Below are 19,449 nucleotides of genomic sequence, written 5' to 3' on the forward strand. Positions count from 1 at the left end.
CCTGCTGAGGCCGGGCGCGAAGCGCCCGCTGGGGATTTTGATAGAGCGTTGCTCCGAGACTAGCTGCCCGACCGAGGAGGTGACCGGTGGTGAACACTCCGATGTGCTTCGAGACGCCCGGTCAGCTCTGGACTGAGGTTCTGGCTGTGTCCGGCACCGCTCCCGTCGTGGGGCAGAAGTCTGCCCGCGATCGCCACGCCTCCAAGCCAGGCGTCGAGCGAGTCCAGATGATCAAGCTGCCGGCCATGTACGCGCCGACCGTTGTCCCGACTCAGAACGTTGCGCCGTCCGCGCACGAGCGAGGTACCTGACCCACCCGTCAGGACACTCAGGCTCACCAAGGCCGCGGACCCGTAACCGGATCCGCGGCCTTTGTGTTTGTTCGACCTGTTTTAGCAGGACAAACCCCATCGCAAGACCTGTGACAGGAGTCCACGAGATGTTGACCGCCACCGTCCCGATAGCCGGGACGTTGTCCACCGAGCCGGACCTGGCAGGAGCCGGGGTCGCTTCCCTGATCGACACCGCGCCCGAAGCCGGCTTGGAACTTCCTTGCCGCACCAACAACCCCGACCTGTGGTTCGCCGACGCTCCGGCCGAGCTGGAGGAGGCCAAGAAGTTCTGCGCCACCTGCCCGGTGATCGCCGAGTGCCTGGCGGGCGCGCTCGCCAGGCACGAGCCCTGGGGGGTCTGGGGCGGCGAGATCTTCGAGCGCGGAGCAGTGATCGCGCGCAAGCGTCCCCGTGGACGCCCGCGCAAGGACGCGGCACCCGTCGCGCCCGCGGCGCCGGCCGCACCTGTTGTTCCCGCGGCGCCCGCCGCGACCGTTGTCCGGGGGGCTACCGACCAGGAGGCCGCCGCGTGACCACGTACCGAACCACCAGCGACGACAGCACGATCATCGAACTCAACCCGCGAGGTAACCCCATGTTGCTCGAAGAAAACCTGGCCAGATCCCGAATGCATGACGCAGAGGTATTCGCCCAACAGCAACGCGTGGCCCACCGCCTGGTCGTCGCCCGCAGGTGGCGCCGGCTGGCCGGTTGGGCCGAGCGCAGAGCGCGACTGAAGGCCCGCGCGCTCTGACGCCCGCGCTCCGAGCCCGCCGTGCCCGCACGCACGCTAAGGCCTGAGTTCGACCCGGCCCGTGTGCCCGAGCGCCAAGGACCTGACCCAGGCCCTTGGCGTTCGGGTGCCGAAGGCCTGACCAGGCCCGCGGGCCCGGACGCCTGACCCCAGGTCCGCGTGTCCGAACGCCGAGGGCTCGACCAGCCCGCGTTCCTGACACCTGACCCCAGGTCCGCGTGCCCGGACGCGATGAGCCCAGGCCCGCCCTCCCCGTTTCGAGGGGAGGGCGGGCCGACTCGTAGGTACGGTTTGTCCTGTGGCCGCTCACACTCACGATGGCATCGACTGGGCAACCCGCCTGACCGCGCTGCGCCGGGCCAACGAACTCGACGCCGAGGCCGAGCGCGTGATCGCGCGCAGACTTGTCCGCCCACTGCCGGACAACCCGACCGTGGTCGACGTCGGCTGCGGCGCGGGCGGCATGAGCGTCGCCCTGGTGGAAGCCATGACCGCACGCGGCGGCGGCACGATCGTCCTGGTCGACGCCGTGCCGGAACTGCTCGACGCCGCCACGACCGCCGCCCGCGCCGCGGCGGCGTACGAGACGGAGACGACCACCTCGCCCGTCCACGTGCGCCCGGTGCTCGCCGACCTGGCCACCGAACGCCCGGCCGACTTCGCCGGCCCCGCGGACCTGGTGTGGGCGGCCCGCGTCGTCCACCACCTGCCCGACCAGCGCCAGGGCGTGGCCGACCTGACCGGCGCCCTCACACCCGGCGGGTGGCTGGCGCTGGCCGAGGGAGGCCTCGAAACCAAGTTCCTGCCCTGGGACGTCGGCATCGGCGAACCCGGCCTGCAGGAACGACTCTCCTACGCCCGCGCCGAGTGGTTCGTGCGGATGCGCGAGTCGATGACCGACTTCCACCGCCTCCCGGTCGGGTGGAACATCGTCCTGGCCGAAGCCGGCCTGCTCGACGTGACCGCGTTCAGCTACCTCGTCGACCACCCCGCACCCGCCAAGCAGGCCGTGCGCGACTGGGCCGTCGAGCAACTGCGGTGGCTGGCCGAGGTCGGCGGCGACCGCCTGCACGCGGCCGACCGCCGCACGGTGACCCGCCTCCTCGACGCCGAGGACAGCGAGTACATCGGACTGCGGGACGACGTGTTCCTGCTGACCGCCGGCACCGTGCACCTGGGCCGCAAACCGTGAACGACGCCTGCGCGCGCTGTGGCAGAACCCGCGAGTCGGTGACCGAACCTGCCCAACTGCTCGCCTGGGCGCGGGAACGGGAAGACGGCACCGACCGCTGGCTGTGCCACGAGTGCGCACGGGCTCATGTGCGCGACATCGAGGGCAAGCTGCCTGCCGAGTATTGGTGAGGTGACTCCGTTAGGCACTCCTTTCCTGGAGCGTTGAAGGTCCGGCGGGCTCGGAAGCCTTGACGCCCGGCGGCGCGGTGGTCCGGGCCCGGTGGTCGGGGGCGCGGTGGTCGGAGGTGCGCGGTGGTCGGAGGTGCGCAGTGGTCCGGGTGCGGTGGTCCGGGTGCGGCGGGGCTGGGGTGCGGCGGGCTGGGTGTGTCAGGTGAAGGCGGCCTGGTGGTTTCGGGCTAGTCGGCGCAGGGCTGAGCGTGGTGTGGCCGCGCCTCGTTTGCTGCCTGCGTCGAGTTCGCGGAGCAACATCGCGACGCTGCACGTGCCCGCGCCCACCACGGCCGTGATCATGGTGTGCTGGCGCTGCGGACGGGACTCGTGGCGGGCCGCGTCCAGCACTGCGCGGACCGGCGGCGCCAAGGGCAGGCCGTCCTTGACGACCGGGCTCGGTAGGCGGGTGGTGCGTTCCAGGAGCAGGTGGTGGTCGCCGGTCTTCCGGCGGCCGGCCGGTTGCAGCACGTGGACACGGGGTGGCAGCGGCAGGTCGTGGAAGCCCTGTTCACGCAGGGCGTCCACGCCGGTGAGCACCGCGTCCGGGCCGGCGTAGGCCAGGGCTGCCCGGACGCGTTGCGCCCTGGTCGGAGGCCCCGCGCTGAGCAGCAGCACCCCCGGCAGGATGCGCTGCCACGGGCCGCCCGGACGGCAGCGCAGGTCGATGACGTAGCGGGACATGCCCGCGGCTTTCAGGTCGGTGGCCTTGATCACTTGGGTCATACCGTGATCTTCGGCTGGTCCGGGCTGTGGCGCGAGGTGCGAATCGGGATCTGTGGACAACTTTGAGGGCTGTGGATAACTCAGTTGTCCCGACGACGGCGTCGGGACAACTCAGTCGTCGAAGCCCGGTTGCCAGCGGGCGACGATGGAGCGCGCCGGGACGTTCGCGTCGAGCTGGCACAGGATGCCGGTCGCGCCCAGCGTCACCCGGTGGATCAACAGGTACTGCGGTGGGAGGTTCAGGGAGCGGCCCGTCTGGGAGTCCGGGCTCCGCAGGTCGCCCACCCGTTCCGCCTGCTTCTGCAGCCACTTCCGGGTGAAGTGGAACGTCTCCGCGCGCAGCGGCTCGACGAACGGGCCCAGGTAGTTGAGCACGTCCTCCTCGTGCAGTTCCGTGCCGGGCCGGATGAAGTGCTCCGACCGCAGCAGGTCGACCAGGTCTCGCGACCGCCCGTCCAGCGCCAGCCTCGTCATCAGGCCCAACGTCCGCGGCAGCCCGTCGGGCAGGCGCGCGACCGCCCCGAAGTCGAGCACCCGCAGCCGGCCGTCCTCACCCAGCATGAAGTTGCCCGGATGCGGGTCGGCGTGCAGCAGGCCCGACCGGCTCGGCGCGGAGAAGTGGAACTCCGACAGCAGCCGGCCCGCCAGGTCACGCTCCTCGCGTTCCCCCGAACGGATGATCTTCGACAGTGGCGTGCCGTCCGTCCACTCGGTCACCATCACCTTCGGCGAGCTGGCCACCACCCGCGGCACCAGGACGTGCCCGTCGCCCTCGAACGCCTTCGCGAAGATCCGCTGGTTGGCCGCCTCGGTCCGGTAGTCCAGCTCCTCCAGGTACCGGTCCCGCAGCTCCTCCAGCAGCGGTTTCACCTCGGTGCCGGGCATGATCGCCTGCAACAGCCTGCTGAACCTCAGCAACTGCTTCAGGTCCGCCTGCAAGGCCTCGTCCGCGCCCGGGTACTGCACCTTCACGGCCACCTCGCGGCCGTCGTGCCACACCGCGCGGTGCACCTGCCCGATCGACGCGGACGCCGCCGGGGCGTCGTCGAACGACGTGAACCGCTTCACCCACCCCGACCCGAGCTGCTCGGCCAGCACCCGGTGCGTGGTGCGCGCGGGCATCGGCGGCGCGGCCGTCTGGAGCTTGGTCAACGCCTCCCGGTACGGCTCGGCCAGCTCGTCCGGCACCGCCGCCTCGAACACGCTCAGGGCCTGCCCGAACTTCATGGCACCGCCCTTGAGCTGCCCCAACACCGCGAAGACCTGCTCCGCGGTCTTCGCCGACACCTCGGCGCTGACCTCCTCGGAACTGCGGCCTGCCAGCCGTTTCCCCCAACCGCCCACCACCCGGCCGGCCACCCCGATGGGCAGGCTGGCCAGCTTGGCGGTGCGCTGCACGGCCTTGCGCGGGATCTCACTCACCCGAAGATTCTCCCCCCGCCCGACTAACGCGGTCGCAGTGGTTTACGCATCATCGAACCTACACAGCTCCGGCTGAGGAACGACTCACACAAGTGAGCGGCACTCACAGCGAGGGTGCACCGGCGCGATCCGGTGTTCGACCAGGCCCGCGTACGCGTCCACCTCCAGTGTCGCGTCCCACGCCGGGGGCCGCGTGCGGGCGACCGTGTGGTGGTCCAGGGCGAGCAGCGCCTGACCGCTCGCGAGCCCGGCGGTCGCCGTGACGGTCGCCAGATCGGCCTGCTGCGGCTGGTCGACAAGCTGGGCGGCGAGCATCGGCCAGCCCCGGTCCACGTCGGTCCGGTGCAGGTCAGCGCACCTCAGGCAGCTACTGCGGCCGGGCACCACCAGCGGTCCGACCACGCCCAGCCCCTCGCCCGCCCGCACCGCCAGGTGCGGCGTGCCTTCCAGCAGCAACACCCGCAGCAGCTCCGGCGGGGGCACCAGCGCGTCGGCGAGCACCACCAGGTCGGGGGCTTTCGTGCTGGTCGACGTCCGCACCGTGCCCGACGCGCGCTTCAACGCCTCGCCGGCCGCCTCGCCGCGCGGCCTGCCCACATCGGCGTCCAGATAACCCGAACCGGTGTCTTCCGGATTCACCCGACCGCGTGCGACCACCCGTACGTGGCCCACGCCTGCGCCGGCGAGCAGCACCGCGACGGCGACCGTGAGACGCCCGTCGCCGTGCACGACGACCGATCGGGCGGAGCGCGCGGGCGCCAGGTAGGGGGCCGGGCGGCCGGTGCGGAGGGCCCAGCCGGTGGTCTCGGGGGTCAGCCGGCCGTGCGGCGACGGCACGGCCTCCTCGACCAGCCCGGCTTCGGCCAGACCGTGCAGCAGGCGCACCAGCTCGGCCGCCTGGTCACCGTGGCCGGCGAGCTGTTGTCGCAGCTCGGGCACGGTGTGGCGGCCGGTGAGGCCGAGCAGCGCCTGGTCCATCGGAGAGGGGACGTCCTCGATCAGCAGCGAGTGCCGCGAGTCGGTGCCGATCTGCACGGCGTCGGTGCGACGGCGCAGCACGGGCAGACCCGGCAGCACGCGGGGGCGGTGGGGCAGGTTCACGCTGTGCAGCCTGCCGGTATCGGTGATCAGGGGTGAAACGGTTGTCCACAGGTCGGTGACTTGTCCACAGGCAGGTGAAGAGGGCCTTGACAGGTGGCCGGGCGGACACCCGGCCACCCGCCCGGCTCAGACCTTCGCCTTGCCGAGGATCCGCGTCACCGTGGTCCCGCAGACCGGGCACTTGCCCTTGGCCATCCTGCGGTTGTTGCTCTCGTGCACCTCGCCCGTGAAGTCGCGCTTCTCACGGCACTTGACGCAGTAGCCGTTGTAGGTCTCGGCCACGGCTTCCTCCCTTGTTTCGAGAGTGCGGAGCGATCTGCGCCACACTCGGGGGCTGCGCAGCACGCTACCTGTGTGGACGGACAACCGCTGCACGCCGCGTCCAGCGTGTCCAGCCGTCGTTCGGGCGAATCTGTTCGGCCGTACCCGCACACACCGCCGCTTGGCCGCCGCGAATTGTCGGTGCGGGGCTTTACCGTGAACGCCATGCCCGAACCGCAGGTGGAGGTACGGCGTAGCGCTCGACGCCGTCGCATGGTGAGCGCGTACCGCGAGGGGGACACCGTCGTCGTCCTGCTGCCGGCGCGCATGAGCAAGAGCGAGGAGAAGCACTGGGTGGCGGAGATGCTGAGCCGCCTCCAGCGCAGCGAGACCCGCAGGCGTTCGCCCACCCGCACGTCCGACGCCGCGCTGCTCGCGCGGTGCGAGGAGCTGGCCGACCGCCACCTGGACGGGGTGCAGCCGAGCAGCGTGCGGTGGGTGCCGCCGATGCGGACCAGGTGGGCGTCCTGCACGCCCAGCGAGGGGACCATCCGGATCAGCGAGCGGCTCCGCGACGTGCCCGCGTGGGTGTTGGACTACGTGCTGGTGCACGAGCTGGCGCACCTGCGCGTGCCGGGGCACGGGAAGGACTTCTGGGAACTCGTGCACCGGTACCCGAGGTCGGAGCGGGCCATCGGGTACCTGGAGGGGCTGTCGGCGGCGGCCGGCCTGGGCATCACCGAGGAGGACTGAGCACGCCGGGTCAGCGCGAGCGCCGAGGTGGGTGACGGCATGGGTGGCGGCGCGACCGCCGACGCAAGCGCCAAGCCGGCGCCCGGACGTGCGCGGTGAGGCCGGCGGCACGGGAACACACGCCTGCCGGGCGCGTCGAAGAGCGAACTCGCTGCCGACGCCGAAGCGGCCGGCGGTCGGCCTCGGGGAGCTAGTCCTCGTCCTTCTCGTCCCGCAGGGTCCGCTCCAACTCCGCCATCGGGTCCTCCAGCGCCTTGCGCGTCCGGCCGAACCGCTCCGCGAACTCCATCGGGTCGTCCAGGTCATCGGACGAGGGCACCAGGTCCGGGTGCTCCCAGACGCTGTCCCGCTGCTCGGTCCCGTGCTGGTCGCCCAGCAGCTTCCACAGCGCCGCCGCCGACCGGTGCCGGCGCGGGCGCAGCTCCAAACCCACGAGGGTCGCGAACGTCTGCTCCGCCGGCCCGCCGGACGCCCGCCTGCGGCGCAGCGTCTCCCGCAGCGCCTCCGCACCGGGCAGCCGATCGCCCACGGCCTCCGCCACCACCACGTCCACCCAGCCCTCGACCAGCGCCAGCAGCGTCTCCAGCCGGGTCAGCGCGGCCTTCTGCTCGGGTGTGGTCTGCGGTTCGAGCATGCCCGACTTCATGGCCTCCTCGATCGAGGCCGGGTTCGCCGGGTCCACCTGGCCCGCGAGCTGCTCCAGCGCCGACGTGTCGACCTTGATGCCCTGCGCGAACTCCTCCACCGTGTCCAGCAGCCGCTGCCGCAGCCACGGCACGTGGCTGAACAGCCGCTGGTGCGCGGCCTCGCGGGCGGCGAGGAACACCAGCACCTCGCTGGCCGGGCGCTCCAGGCCCTCGGTGAACTTCTCGATGTTCGCGGGCAGCAGCGCCGCCGTGCCCTCCGGCCCCAGCGGCAGGCCGACCTCGGTCGACGTCAGCACCTCGGAGCCGAGCTGCGCCAGCGCGCCGCCAAGCTGCGAGCCGAACGCCATCCCGCCCATCTGGCCGAGCATGGACAGCAGCGGCCCCGCCGCGTCCTTCGCCTCGGCCGGCATCGCTTCCACCCACGCGCCCGACACCCGCTGCGCCACCGGGTCGCACAGCCGCTGCCACGTCGGCAGCGTGCGCTCCACCCAGTCCCGCGCGCTCCAGCCCTCGGACTTCGTGGTCCCGGCGGGCAGCGCCGTCACCGGGTCGAGCCACATCTCCGCCAGGTGCACCGCGTCGGCCACCGCGGCGCTCTGGTCCGGCGCGAAACCCATGCCGCCCTGACCGGCCAACTGCTGCAAGGCGATCTGCTTCGCCAGGTCGTAGTTCACCGGACCGGACGACGTGCCCGCGTTGCTGAACATCGCGCCGAGCTGGCTCAGCATCGCGCCGAGCTGGTTGAAGTCGAACGGGTTGCCCGCAGGCTCCTCCGGCTTGCGGCCACGATCGTCTGGGTCCTGCGGGCCGAACCCGAAGGGCACGTCACTCATGCCCCCACGGTACGCGGGCCGTGGGTCGCGCGCGGGACCGGTTCGCCGAGGGCGTGAGGGGTTGGTCGTACCCTGTCGAGCGTGAGCGAAGGCACCGACACCGTCGTGGAGCAGCCGACGGCCCGACCGGCTCGGCCCCGGCGCGGACTGACCAGGCGCACGTGGACGCTCGTGATCAGCCTGGCGGTGGTCCTCGCGCTCGGCCTGCTCGGCGGGTTCGCGCGGGTGCCGTACGTGGCGCTGGGCCCCGGTCCGACGTACGACACCCTGGGCCAGGTCAACGGGTCCGACGTGGTGCGCGTCGACGGCCAGGAGACGTTCCCGACCAAGGGCGCGCTCACCATGACGACGGTGTCGCTGACCGACGACGTGTCGCTGTTCGGCGCGCTCGGCCTGTGGATCAGCGGCCGGTACGCGCTCGCCCCGCGCGAGGAGTTCTTCCGGCCCGGCGAGTCCGAGCAGGAGGTGCGCGACCAGAACGTGAAGGCGTTCCAGGACTCGCAGTCCAGCGCCGAGGTCGCCGCGCTGCGCTACCTCGACTACCCGATGAAGGTCGTCGCCGCCGAGATCACCAAGGGCAGCGCGGCGGACAACGTGATCCAGCCCAACGACCGCCTGCTGGTGGTCAACGGCCGCGACGTGACGTCCTTCGAGGACGTCCGCGCGGCACTGGAGACCACCGAGCCGGGCGACCAGGTCGACGTCACCTTCCAACGCGAGTCCGCCCGGCAGACCGCCCGCATCACGCTGGGGAAGGTGGACGACCGGCCCACCGGGTTCCTCGGCGTCCTGCCGGTGGACCGCGCCGACGTGCCGTTCGACATCAAGATCAGCCTCACCGACGTCGGCGGGCCGTCCGCCGGTCTGCTGTTCGCGCTGTCGATCGTGGACAAGCTGACGCCGGGGGAGCTGAACGGCGGCCAGTCCGTCGCGGGCACCGGCGAGATCAACGACAAGGGCGAGGTCGGCCGGATCGGCGGCATCAACTTCAAGATGGTCGCCGCGCAGGAGAGCGGCGCGACGACCTTCCTGGTGCCGGCGGGCAACTGCGACGAGGCCAAGCAGCACGCGCCGGAGGGCATGCGGCTGGTGAAGGTGGAGAAGCTGGCGGACGCCGTGGAGTCGTTGAAGGCGATCAACGCGGGCAAGGACGCGCCGAGCTGCTAGGCGGTCCGGGCTCGGGGCCGGAAAACCCCGGCCTGCCGGCCGAACGCTCAGGGCCGCAACGTCTCCAGCAGGGCGTGCGTCAGGTTCGGCGCGAGTTCGGGGTGCTCGACGACCTCCTCGGGCACCTCCACGTTGCCGCGCAGCCGCAGCACGCAGGCCGCCGAACCGTCCCGCAGCACGGCCGCCACCAGACGGGCCTCCCGGCGCAGCGGGTGTTCCGCCGCGAACTGCCGCGCCGCCTCGTCGTCCAGGTCCTCGGACAGCTCCGACTCCGCGTCCGGCGGCAGCACGACGATCTCCTGCGCCAGCGCGCACCCGCGCACCACGTCCGGCCACACGATGCCGGCCAGCGCCTTGTCCAGCTCGGCCGCGGGCAGCGAGTCCTGGGCGATCGGGGTCAACGGCGACGACACGGGGTCCAGCTCGCCCGCCAGTTCCGGCTGCTGGGCGAGCAGGTCGGCGGTCGGCACCAGGGCGAAAAGCTGAGGCCCCTGATTCCAGCCGGCGGTGGACACGAACTCCTCGACCTCGCGGGCCACGGCAGGCAGGACCACGGGCGGCGTTTCACTGGCTGACACGTCCGCCATGGTCGCATCCGCCCGAAACGGACGACCGAACGGGGAACCCTGGGCGGCCTCCGTACAGTTGGACAGAACGTACGAAAGCCATTACCGCGATCCAGGAGCGTGCCCAGTGGCCACTCGGCCCCCGGTCGGACTGCCCAGGCTGTCCCGTCGAAGCCGGATTCTGCTCATCGTCGGTGCGGTGGTCCTGGTCGGTCTGATCACCGGCTCCAGGTTGCTCGGCACCTACGTCAACTGGCTGTGGTTCGGCGAGGTCGGCTTCCGCAGCGTCTACGGCACCATGTTGGCGACCCGGTTCGGGTTGTTCTTCGCCGTGGGCCTGCTGGTGGGCGGTCTCGTCGCGCTCAACCTGATCCTCGCCTACCGCGGCCGGCCGGTGTTCGTGCCGGTGTCCGGGCCGGACGACCCGGTGGCGCGGTACCGCTCGGTGGTGACCCGGCGGATGAAGCTGTTCGCGATCGGCCTGCCGGTGCTGATCGGCGTGATCGCCGGCAGTTCCGCGCAGGGCGAGTGGCAGCAGTTCCAGCTATTCCTCAACGCCACGATGTTCGACCAGGTCGACGCCGAGTTCGGCCACGACATCGGCTTCTACGCCTTCCAGTTGCCGTTCTACACCTGGCTGCTGTCCTGGCTGTTCATCGCCACGGCGGTGTCGTTCGTGGGCGCGGTGGTGGCGCACTACCTGTTCGGCGGCATCCGGCTGGCCGGGCGCGGCGGGCAGCTCTCCGGGCCCGCGCGCACCCACCTGTCCATCGTGGCCGGGGTGTTCGTGCTGCTCAAGGCGGTGGCCTACTTCTTCGACCGGTACCAACTGCTGTTCTCCGACCGGAACGAGAAGTTCTACGGCGCCACCTACACCGACCTGAACGCGGTGCTGCCGGCCAAGCTGATCCTGCTGTGCATCGCGGTGTTCTGCGCGATCGCGTTCTTCGTCGGCGCGGTGCTGCGCAACCTGCAGCTACCCGCCATCGCGACCGTCCTGCTGGTGCTGTCCAGCATCCTGGTCGGCGCGGCGTGGCCGGCGGTGCTGGAGCAGTTCTCGGTGAAGCCGAACGCGAACGAGAAGGAAGCCGACTCGATCAGCCGCAACATCGCCGCCACCAAGGAGGCGTTCGGGCTGACCGACAAACAAGTCGAGACAAAACCCTACGAAGGCAAGCAGAACGTCGCCCTGGACGCGCTGAAGGGCGACCAGGCGACGATCGGCAACGTCCGGCTGCTCGACCCCGCGGTGATCTCCAAGACGTTCACCCAGTTCCAGCAGTTGCGGCCGTTCTACGCGTTCCCGGAGAAGCTGGACGTCGACCGGTACAAGGTGGACAACGAACTCCAGGACTACATCGTCGCGGTCCGCGAACTGCAGATCTCGGGCATCCCGCAGGGCCAGCGCGACTGGATCAACCAGCACCTGATCTACACGCACGGCAACGGCATGGTGTTCGCCGAGGCCAGCAGGGTGAACTCGCCCGCCGACGAGGGCGGCAACGGCGGCTACCCGATTTTCCAGGCGGCCGAGGTCGACCAGGACGGCAAGGTCAAGCCGGGTCCGTTCGGCGTGCAGCAGCCCCGCACCTACTTCGGTGAGCTGGGCAGCCCGTCGGACTACTCGATCGTCGGCGGACGCGGCGAGGGCTCGCCGGGCGAGTACGACACCGACCGCGCGCAGTACACCTACGACGGCAAGGGCGGTGTGCGGATCGGCGGCCTGTTCAACAAGCTGGTCTTCGCCGCCGCCTACGGCGAGCGGAACATCCTGTTCAACTCGGCCATCGGCGACGACTCGCGGATCATCTTCAACCGCCACCCGCGCGACCGCGTGGAGAAGGTGGCGCCGTGGCTGACCGTCGACGCCGACCCGTACCCGGCGGTGGTCGACGGCCGCATCACGTGGATCGTCGACGGCTACACGACGCTGGAGAACTACCCGTACGCGCGCCGCACGTCGCTGGCGTCGGCGACGAACGACTCGCTGCCCGGCGTCGCGCAGCAGCCCAACCGGGAGATCAGCTACATCCGCAACTCCGTCAAGGCCACTGTGGACGCGTACGACGGCACGGTGACCCTGTACGCGATGGACGAGCAGGACCCGGTGCTGAAGGCGTGGATGGGCGTCTTCCCCGGCACGGTGCAGCCGAAGAGCGACATGAGCCAGTCGCTGCGCGAGCACCTGCGCTACCCGGAGGACCTGTTCAAGGTGCAGCGCGACACGCTGGCCCGCTACCACGTCGAGCAGCCGCGCGACTTCTACTCCGGTGTCTCGTTCTGGGGCGTGCCGTCCGACCCGACCGTCGACAACCCGACGACCGTGGAACAGCAGCAGCAGAACAGCCAGCAGCCGCGCGACCAGCAGCCGCCGTACTACGTGCTGGCGGGCGACCCGACCGGCGATCCGGGCAAGGTGAGCTTCCAGCTCACCAGCTCGCTGGTGCGGCAGAACCGCGAGTTCATGGCGTCGTACGTGAGCGTCCGGTCGGATCCGGACAATTACGGCAAGATAAGCGTGCTCACGTTGAACAACGAGGCCAAGGGTCCACAGCAGATCCAGACCCAGTTCCTGACCTCCGGTGAGGTCAGCGGCGAGCTGAACCTGCTGACCCAGCGGCAGACCAAGGTGGTGTACGGCAACCTGCTGACCCTTCCGGTCGGTGGCGGGCTGCTCTACGTGGAGCCCATCTACATCGAACGGGCCAGTCAGAACACCCAGTTCCCGCAGCTTTTCAAGGTCCTGGTGAGCTTCGGCGACAAGGTCGGGTACGCCCCGACGTTGCGGGAGGCGCTGGAGAAGGTGCTGACCGGCGCCGGCACGCAGGTGCCGGACCAGCCGGGCACGCCGACGTCGACCACCACACCGCCGACGTCGAACACCAACCCGCCGGCCAACGGGCAGAGCACCGAGATGCAGCAGGCGGTGCGGGACATCCAGTCCGCCCTGGCCGCCGTCAAGGCCGCGCAGAGCAGCGGTGACTTCGCCGCGCTCGGCAACGCGTACAAGGCGCTGGACGAGGCGACCAGGAAGTTCGAGGCGGCGAGCACGTCGACCACCCAGCCGCCGCAGCAGCAGTCCTCGCTGGTTCCGACCCCCACGCCCACGGGCTGACCTGGGCCGGAGCAGTGCGTCGGGTGGCCTGGAACACTTCCGGGCCACCCGATTTGCATCTCGGGGTAACCACCGCGTAGAGTTCACATTACAACGCGGGGTGGAGCAGCTCGGTAGCTCGCTGGGCTCATAACCCAGAGGTCGCAGGTTCAAATCCTGTCCCCGCTACAAAGTCGGAAAGCCTTGCCTACGGAGTGCGTAGGCAAGGCTTTTCCGCATTTACACCGGGGGCGCAGCCCCCGGGCCCCGCGCAGGAGGGCTTCGCCCCCTGCACCCCCGGGCGACTTGCGTCGTTTGGCTGGTGGGTGCGGCCGGTCCTGTGTGTGGTGGGGGGCGGGATGGACTGCGTGTTGGGGGGTCTGCCTGGGGTTATTGGTTGGAGGGGGCCCGGTGAAAAGGGGGTTTTCGGGGTGTGTATAGTTGGTCTTACGACGCGGGGTGGAGCAGCTCGGTAGCTCGCTGGGCTCATAACCCAGAGGTCGCAGGTTCAAATCCTGTCCCCGCTACTATGTGAAAGACCCCCCTCTCCTGGTGGAGAGGGGGGTCTTTTGTTTGGTTCGTTTGGCTGGGTCAGGTCATGTTTTCTGCCCAGTACTGCGCGCAGACCAGCGAGCACACGCGGCCCTCGCCGCTGACCGTGCGGTGCCGGCGGATCTGCTTGCCGCACACCATGCACTCGTCCTTGCCGGCCTGTTCCGGGAGCGAGCCGCTCGCCCACGCCCGCGCGTTCTTGACGACCTTGTTTTCCATCCACTTGATGCCCACCGCGCACCTCCAGAGAAACGCCTACAAGGAGTGATGATCCCAGCACTGCCGGTATCCGCCAGACCAGAGGCCGGACATCACCGGGTTGTGCTAAGCGGGGCCGCCCCGACCAAGACCATCAGCGCGGCCTGTCACCCCCGTCGGCGTTCGGGTGAACGCAAAAGTGCGGTTTCCCTTGCCGGGCAATGGCTTTCCAGACCGGTTGGATATTTGCGGTCAAGCGGCCGAAAGCGTGGCGTTGATCAGCTTGTCGTCACGCAACGGAGCTTCTCGTTGCTCCGCTTGGCCCAACTCCACTAGCCCGTGATCAGCCACTGTGGACAGAACGGCTGACCATTGTGGACAGCCGCACCTGAAAGTGGCACCGTTGGTGTTGTGTCGGACCTGAACGCGACTGCCGCCGCCCTGCTCGGGCTGCTGCACGACGGACCCAAGACCGGTGGCCAGCTCGTGGCTGAGGCCGGGGAGCGCTTCGGTGCGTTCTTCAGCGTCACCCGCAGCCAGGTCTATCGCGAGCTGCCCGCGTTGGCTGACGCGGGCCTGCTGCGCCTCGGAAAGCAGGGCCCCCGCTCCAGCCAGCAGTACGTCCTGACGGCCGCGGGCAAGAAGGCCTTCAAGAACTGGCTGCTGTCCGAACCGGGCCCGGACCACCTGCGCAGCCCGTTGATCCTCCGGCTGGTGCACGCCGGCTCACTGACCGCCAAACAGCGCCAGTCGCTGGTGGACGCGGCGCGGGCCAGCTACAGCGCCGACCAGGAGGCCGCCAAGACCGCGGTGAAGACCGCGGAGGACGCCTACGCCAAGGCGGTGGCCGAATTCGGCCTCGCCCACGCCAAGGCCGTGCTCAAGCTGCTCGACGCCATCCCCACGGCCTGAGGAGCGCCGACCGGTCGCGCTCCGCGACCGGTCCTGGCGTAATCTTCTGCCGTGAACCCGGACGTCGAAGCAGACATCAAGGACCTCTCCGCCACCCTCGCGAGCATCGAGGCGGTGATGGACCTCGCTTCGCTGCGCGCCCAGGTCGCGGAGCTGGAGGAGGCCGCGGCCCGGCCGGACCTGTGGGACGACCAGGAGGAGGCGCAGCGGGTCACCAGCCAGCTCTCGCACAAGCAGGGCGAGCTGCGCCGCATCATCGGCCTGCGCGACCGCCTGGACGACTTGAGCGTGCTCTACGAGCTGGCCGAGGACGAGGGCGACGCGGGCAGCCTCGCCGAGGCCGACACCGAGCGCGCCAAGCTGCGTGACGAGATCTCGTCGCTGGAGGTCCGCACGCTGCTGTCCGGCGAGTACGACGAGCGCAACGCGCTGGTCACCATCCGCGCCGAGGCGGGCGGTGTGGACGCGGCGGACTTCGCCGAGATGCTGCTGCGCATGTACTCGCGCTGGGCCGAGCGCCACGGCTACGGCGTCGACGTGTTCGACACCTCCTACGCGGAAGAGGCGGGCATCAAGTCCGCGACGTTCCGCGTCACCGCGCCCTACGCGTACGGCACGCTGAGCGTCGAGCAGGGCACGCACCGGCTGGTGCGCATCTCGCCGTTCGACAACCAGGGCCGCCGGCAGACGTCGTTCGCGGGCGTCGAGGTGGTGCCCGTGGTCGAGCAGACCGACCACGTGGTCATCGACGAGAAGGACCTCCGGGTCGACGTGTACCGGTCGTCCGGCCCCGGCGGCCAGGGCGTGAACACCACCGACTCGGCCGTGCGGCTCACGCACATCCCGACCGGCATCGTGGTGTCCTGCCAGAACGAGCGCTCCCAGCTCCAGAACAAGGCCACCGCGATGGCCGTCCTCCAGGCGAAGCTGCTGGAGCGCCAGCGGCAGGAGGAGCAGGCCAAGATGGACGCCCTGAAGGACTCGGGGTCGAGCTGGGGCAACCAGATGCGCTCCTACGTGCTGCACCCGTACCAGATGGTCAAGGACCTGCGCACTGAGCACGAGGTCGGCAACCCCTCGGCGGTGCTCGACGGGGAGATCGACGAGTTCCTCGAAGCGGGCATCCGCTGGCGCAAGCAGCAGCAGTCCGCCTGATCCCTCATGATCGGTCAAGTCCCCGTTTCGCCCGGTTTCGCCGGGCGAGACGGAGGCTTTACCCAGGCCACGGGTAGACTCCCCCGTCGTGATTCGCCTCGAACACGTGTCCAAGGTCTACAAGACCTCCACGCGCCCCGCGCTCGACAACGTCTCGGTCGAGATGGACAAGGGTGAGTTCGTGTTCCTCATCGGACCATCCGGGTCCGGAAAATCGACGTTCCTACGACTTTTGCTCCGCGAAGAAGTGCCGAGCAAGGGCCGTGTGTACGTGTCGAACTTCGACGTGGCCAAGATGTCCCGGCGCCGAGTCCCCCGCCTGCGCCAGTCCATCGGCTGCGTTTTCCAGGACTTCCGCCTGCTCACGAACAAGACGGTGGCCGAGAACGTGGCGTTCGCGCTGGAGGTCATCGGCAAGCCGCGGAACACCATCGTGAAGGTGGTGCCCGAGGTGCTGCAGCTAGTCGGCCTGGACGGCAAGGCCGACCGGATGCCGCACGAGCTGTCCGGCGGCGAGCAGCAGCGGGTGGCGATCGCCCGCGCGTTCGTCAACCGGCCGCTGGTGCTGCTCGCCGACGAGCCGACCGGAAACCTGGACCCCGACACCAGCCAGGACATCATGCTGCTGCTGGAGCGGATCAACCGCACCGGCACGACGGTGCTGATGGCCACCCACGACCACTCCATCGTCGACTCCATGCGCCGCCGTGTGGTCGAGCTGGACCACGGCCGCATCATCCGCGACGACGCGCGGGGTGTTTACGGCGTGGGCCGCTAGAGACCACCCTCATCCCCCGACCCTGAGGAACGTTCCCCCCGATGCGTACCAGCTTCGTGTTCAGCGAGGTCGTCACCGGCCTGCGCCGGAACGTCACGATGACCATCGCGATGATCCTCACGACCGCGATCTCGCTCGGCCTGCTCGGCGGTGGTCTGCTCATCGTCCGCATGGTCGACAAGATGCAGGACAACTACCAGAGCAAGCTCGAAGTCTCGGTCCTGCTCACCAACGACGTCAGCGCCACCGACAAGGACTGCGCGCAGCAGCCGTGCGCGGGTCTCCGGAGCGCGCTGGAGAACACGTCCGGGGTGGAGACGGTCGTCTACGAGAACCGCGAGAAGGGCTACGAGCGGTTCCGGCAGATCTTCGAGGCGCAGCCCGAGCTGGTGAAGCTGGCCCGGCCGGAGGCGATCCCGGCCACGTTCCGGGTGAAGCTGGAGGACCCGGCGCGGGCGAGCGTGATCGTGCAGGCGTTCACCGGCAAGGCGGGCGTCAAGGCGGTCAACGACCAGGGCGAGTTCCTCAGCCGGCTGCTGGACGTGTTCAACGGCCTGCGCAACATCGTGCTGGGCCTGGCGCTCGTGCAGGCCCTGGCGGCGCTGCTGCTGATCTCCAACACCATCCAGGTGTCGGCGTTCACCCGGCGGACCGAGGTCGGCATCATGCGGCTGGTGGGCGCCACCCGGTGGTACACCCAGCTCCCGTTCCTCATCGAGGCGGTGGTGGCCGGCGTGATCGGCGCGATCGTCGGCTTGGGCGGACTGGCGCTGATGGCGTTCGGCGTGACCAGGGTGTCGGGGGACCTGTTCTCCTCGCAGATCCTCCCGCCGATGGGGATGCTGGACGTGGTGATCATCTCGCCGATATTGCTCGGCGTCGCGGTCTTCATCTCGGCGCTGACCGGGTACGTGACGCTGCGCCTGTACGTCCGGCTGTAGCGGCGCGCGGGCGGATATCGGCTGGCGTGCTCACGTAAGGTTTTCGACATGGTCAAGGAACGCGGTCAGAAGGTGATCGCGTCGAACCGCAAGGCTCGGCACGACTACACCATCCTGGACACCTTCGAAGCGGGTGTCGTGCTCGTCGGCACGGAGGTCAAGAGCCTCCGCATGGGCCGGGCGTCCCTCGTGGACGCGTTCGGCCAGGTCGACGACGGCGAGGTGTGGCTGCACGCCCTGCACATCCCGGAGTACGTGGCCGGGACCTGGACCAACCACGAGGTGCGCCGCAAGCGCAAGCTCCTGCTGCACCGCAAGGAGATCGAGCGGCTGATCGGCAAGACCAAGGAGAGCGGTCTGTCGCTGATCCCGTTGCAGATGTACTTCAAGGACGGGTACGTCAAGGTCGAACTGGCGTTGGCGCGGGGCAAGAAGGCGTACGACAAGCGGCAGGACCTCGCCAAGCGGGATGCCCAACGGGAGATCCAGAAGGCGCACGGACGTGCGCTGAAGGGCCGCTATTGAGCGCCGGCCATGGCTTCGACCTGGTCGACGTCCATGTGCACTTCATGCCTTCACGGGTGCTGGAAAAGGTCTGGGCCTACTTCGACGCGGCCACCGAGCACTACGGCGTCGAGTGGCCGATCCAGTACCGAACGCCCGAGGCCGAGCGGCTGGCGGCGCTGCGGTCGTTCGGCGTGGCGGCGTTCGCGCCCTTGGTGTACCCGCACAAGCCCGGGATGGCGGAGTGGCTGACGTCCTGGGTGCTGGACTTCGCCGCTCGCACGCCTGGCGCGGTGCCGACGGCGACCGTGTACCCGGAGGCCGGGGTCGCGGGGTACCTGTCCGACGCTTTGTCACGGGGCGCGCGGTGCGTGAAGGCGCACGTGCAGGTGGGGGCCTACGACCCCCGAGACGACCTGTTGGATCCGGCTTGGGGCTTGTTGGCCGAGGCCGGCGTGCCTGCCGTGGTGCACTGCGGCGACGGGCCGATCCCCGGGAAGCACACCGGTCTCGGTGTGTTCGAGGAGGTCTTGAAGCGGCATCCCCGGCTGGTGGCGGTACTGGCCCATGCCGGGATGCCGGACTACGTCGAGGCGCTGGACCTGGTCCGACGGTACGAGGGCGTGCACTTGGACACCACGATGGTGGGCGTGCCGTTCAGCGAGACCCGATCACCGTTGCCGTCCGATTGGGCATCCCGCCTGGTCGACGTCGCAGACCGGGTCGTGCTCGGCTCGGACTTCCCGAACATCCCGTACGAGTACGGCGTACAGATCGCGGCGATCGAGTCGTGGGCGGCGGCAGACGAAAGACTGGGCGACCCGTTCCTACGTGCAGTGCTGCACGACAACCCGTCCAGACTGCTCGGCCTCTGAACCACCAACCGGCGAGCCACACGCCGAGGCCGCGCGCAGCGCACACCCCCAGGTGGGCTGCGTGTCATCCCCGTATGGCCTGCCCGCAGGGAACCACCCTTTTCCTGGGAATGCAAGCACGCTTTTCGCTTGCATTCCCAGGAAAAGGGTGGTGGTCTTTGACCAGGTCATGCGGGGATGACACGACGCCCGAGTCTTGCTTTTGTGTACATCCTTGGCGGCCTGCCTGTCCGGCGAGGACGCTTTTAGCTCTTCGACTAAAAGCGAAAAGCGACGCTCGCCGCTTGGCAGGCCTCCGGGGAGGAAATGCCAAGGCGTCGTGTTCTCCCCGTATGGCCCAATGCCACTAACTTTAGCCACGTTTTCACAGCTCAGATCGATCCAGAGGACGTTCAGCTCGACCGGATCCGGGCCATCCCGGACTCGTTGGGGCGAGAGGCGACCTGGGGATCTGCGCCTGCGCGATGCAACTATGTC

Annotated in this window: 20 protein-coding genes and 2 tRNA genes; 15 read left to right on the forward strand and 7 right to left on the reverse strand. The window is 69.6% G+C overall.

The window, feature by feature from the left end:
* Positions 1-439: 439 nt before the first annotated feature.
* From ACQPZF_RS05435 to ACQPZF_RS05450, 4 genes are all read left to right on the forward strand, one after another.
* Positions 440-865: a WhiB family transcriptional regulator gene (locus ACQPZF_RS05435; protein ID WP_433268899.1), complete on the forward strand. Its 426-nt coding sequence runs from the start codon at positions 440-442 to the stop codon at positions 863-865.
* Positions 862-1,086 carry a hypothetical protein gene (locus tag ACQPZF_RS05440; RefSeq protein ID WP_433268901.1) on the forward strand — a complete coding sequence of 75 codons (225 nt, stop codon included), beginning with the start codon at positions 862-864 and terminating at the stop codon, positions 1,084-1,086. Before ACQPZF_RS05435 ends, ACQPZF_RS05440 begins: the two co-directional genes overlap by 4 nt.
* A gap of 298 nt (positions 1,087-1,384) precedes the next feature.
* A complete protein-coding gene (locus tag ACQPZF_RS05445) occupies positions 1,385-2,278 on the forward strand; it encodes a class I SAM-dependent methyltransferase (protein WP_433268903.1) in 894 nt (297 codons plus the stop codon).
* 38 nt (positions 2,279-2,316) lie between these two features.
* Positions 2,317-2,448, forward strand: coding sequence for a hypothetical protein (locus tag ACQPZF_RS05450; protein WP_433268905.1), 132 nt, complete (start codon positions 2,317-2,319; stop codon positions 2,446-2,448).
* Positions 2,449-2,646: 198 nt separating this feature from the next.
* Here the strand turns inward: ACQPZF_RS05450 and ACQPZF_RS05455 are convergent, their stop codons facing one another.
* From ACQPZF_RS05455 to ACQPZF_RS05470, 4 genes are all read right to left on the reverse strand, one after another.
* On the reverse strand, positions 2,647-3,213 hold the full coding sequence (locus ACQPZF_RS05455; RefSeq protein WP_433268907.1) for a hypothetical protein: 567 nt from the start codon (positions 3,211-3,213) through the stop codon (positions 2,647-2,649).
* 111 nt (positions 3,214-3,324) lie between these two features.
* A complete protein-coding gene (locus ACQPZF_RS05460; protein ID WP_433268909.1) occupies positions 3,325-4,635 on the reverse strand; it encodes an ABC1 kinase family protein in 1,311 nt (436 codons plus the stop codon).
* 84 nt (positions 4,636-4,719) lie between these two features.
* Positions 4,720-5,736 (reverse strand): thiamine biosynthesis protein ThiF, encoded by a 1,017-nt coding sequence (locus ACQPZF_RS05465; protein ID WP_433268911.1) that lies wholly within the window; start codon positions 5,734-5,736, stop codon positions 4,720-4,722.
* Positions 5,737-5,862: 126 nt separating this feature from the next.
* On the reverse strand, positions 5,863-6,018 hold the full coding sequence (locus tag ACQPZF_RS05470; RefSeq protein WP_015098458.1) for a DUF5679 domain-containing protein: 156 nt from the start codon (positions 6,016-6,018) through the stop codon (positions 5,863-5,865).
* A gap of 204 nt (positions 6,019-6,222) precedes the next feature.
* Between ACQPZF_RS05470 and ACQPZF_RS05475 the strand changes: the two genes are divergently transcribed.
* Complete coding sequence (locus ACQPZF_RS05475) at positions 6,223-6,750, forward strand: M48 metallopeptidase family protein (protein WP_433268913.1); 528 nt, start codon at positions 6,223-6,225, stop codon at positions 6,748-6,750.
* 190 nt (positions 6,751-6,940) lie between these two features.
* On the opposite strand, the gene ACQPZF_RS05480 is transcribed toward ACQPZF_RS05475, so the two are convergent.
* Entirely contained in the window at positions 6,941-8,230 is a 1,290-nt protein-coding gene (locus tag ACQPZF_RS05480; RefSeq protein WP_433268915.1) for a zinc-dependent metalloprotease, read from the reverse strand.
* 81 nt (positions 8,231-8,311) lie between these two features.
* Between ACQPZF_RS05480 and ACQPZF_RS05485 the strand changes: the two genes are divergently transcribed.
* Positions 8,312-9,397: a YlbL family protein gene (locus ACQPZF_RS05485; RefSeq protein ID WP_433268916.1), complete on the forward strand. Its 1,086-nt coding sequence runs from the start codon at positions 8,312-8,314 to the stop codon at positions 9,395-9,397.
* A 47-nt stretch (positions 9,398-9,444) separates the two neighbouring features.
* Here the strand turns inward: ACQPZF_RS05485 and ACQPZF_RS05490 are convergent, their stop codons facing one another.
* On the reverse strand, positions 9,445-9,984 hold the full coding sequence (locus tag ACQPZF_RS05490) for a PPA1309 family protein (RefSeq protein ID WP_433268918.1): 540 nt from the start codon (positions 9,982-9,984) through the stop codon (positions 9,445-9,447).
* Positions 9,985-10,090: 106 nt separating this feature from the next.
* Between ACQPZF_RS05490 and ACQPZF_RS05495 the strand changes: the two genes are divergently transcribed.
* From ACQPZF_RS05495 to ACQPZF_RS05505, 3 genes are all read left to right on the forward strand, one after another.
* Entirely contained in the window at positions 10,091-13,078 is a 2,988-nt protein-coding gene (locus ACQPZF_RS05495) for a UPF0182 family protein (protein WP_433268920.1), read from the forward strand.
* A gap of 94 nt (positions 13,079-13,172) precedes the next feature.
* A tRNA-Met gene (locus ACQPZF_RS05500) sits at positions 13,173-13,246 on the forward strand.
* Positions 13,247-13,510: 264 nt separating this feature from the next.
* Positions 13,511-13,584: transfer RNA gene (locus ACQPZF_RS05505), tRNA-Met, on the forward strand.
* A 64-nt stretch (positions 13,585-13,648) separates the two neighbouring features.
* Here the strand turns inward: ACQPZF_RS05505 and ACQPZF_RS05510 are convergent.
* A complete protein-coding gene (locus ACQPZF_RS05510; RefSeq protein WP_433268922.1) occupies positions 13,649-13,843 on the reverse strand; it encodes a hypothetical protein in 195 nt (64 codons plus the stop codon).
* 375 nt (positions 13,844-14,218) lie between these two features.
* Here ACQPZF_RS05510 and ACQPZF_RS05515 point away from each other — a divergent pair, with 375 nt between their 5' ends.
* From ACQPZF_RS05515 to ACQPZF_RS05540, 6 genes are all read left to right on the forward strand, one after another.
* On the forward strand, positions 14,219-14,719 hold the full coding sequence (locus tag ACQPZF_RS05515) for a PadR family transcriptional regulator (RefSeq protein ID WP_433268924.1): 501 nt from the start codon (positions 14,219-14,221) through the stop codon (positions 14,717-14,719).
* A 51-nt stretch (positions 14,720-14,770) separates the two neighbouring features.
* Positions 14,771-15,874 (forward strand): peptide chain release factor 2, encoded by a 1,104-nt coding sequence (prfB, locus tag ACQPZF_RS05520; protein ID WP_433268926.1) that lies wholly within the window; start codon positions 14,771-14,773, stop codon positions 15,872-15,874.
* Positions 15,875-15,962: 88 nt separating this feature from the next.
* Entirely contained in the window at positions 15,963-16,652 is a 690-nt protein-coding gene (ftsE, locus tag ACQPZF_RS05525) for a cell division ATP-binding protein FtsE (RefSeq protein WP_121002587.1), read from the forward strand.
* A 41-nt stretch (positions 16,653-16,693) separates the two neighbouring features.
* On the forward strand, positions 16,694-17,593 hold the full coding sequence (ftsX, locus tag ACQPZF_RS05530; RefSeq protein ID WP_433268930.1) for a permease-like cell division protein FtsX: 900 nt from the start codon (positions 16,694-16,696) through the stop codon (positions 17,591-17,593).
* Positions 17,594-17,641: 48 nt separating this feature from the next.
* Positions 17,642-18,118 (forward strand): SsrA-binding protein SmpB, encoded by a 477-nt coding sequence (gene smpB, locus ACQPZF_RS05535; RefSeq protein ID WP_184692469.1) that lies wholly within the window; start codon positions 17,642-17,644, stop codon positions 18,116-18,118.
* On the forward strand, positions 18,115-18,972 hold the full coding sequence (locus ACQPZF_RS05540) for an amidohydrolase family protein (protein WP_433268932.1): 858 nt from the start codon (positions 18,115-18,117) through the stop codon (positions 18,970-18,972). Before smpB ends, ACQPZF_RS05540 begins: the two co-directional genes overlap by 4 nt.
* Positions 18,973-19,449: the final 477 nt, after the last annotated feature.

Source organism: Actinosynnema sp. CS-041913, assembly GCF_050942485.1.
In the GTDB taxonomy this organism is placed as follows: Bacteria; Actinomycetota; Actinomycetes; order Mycobacteriales; family Pseudonocardiaceae; genus Actinosynnema.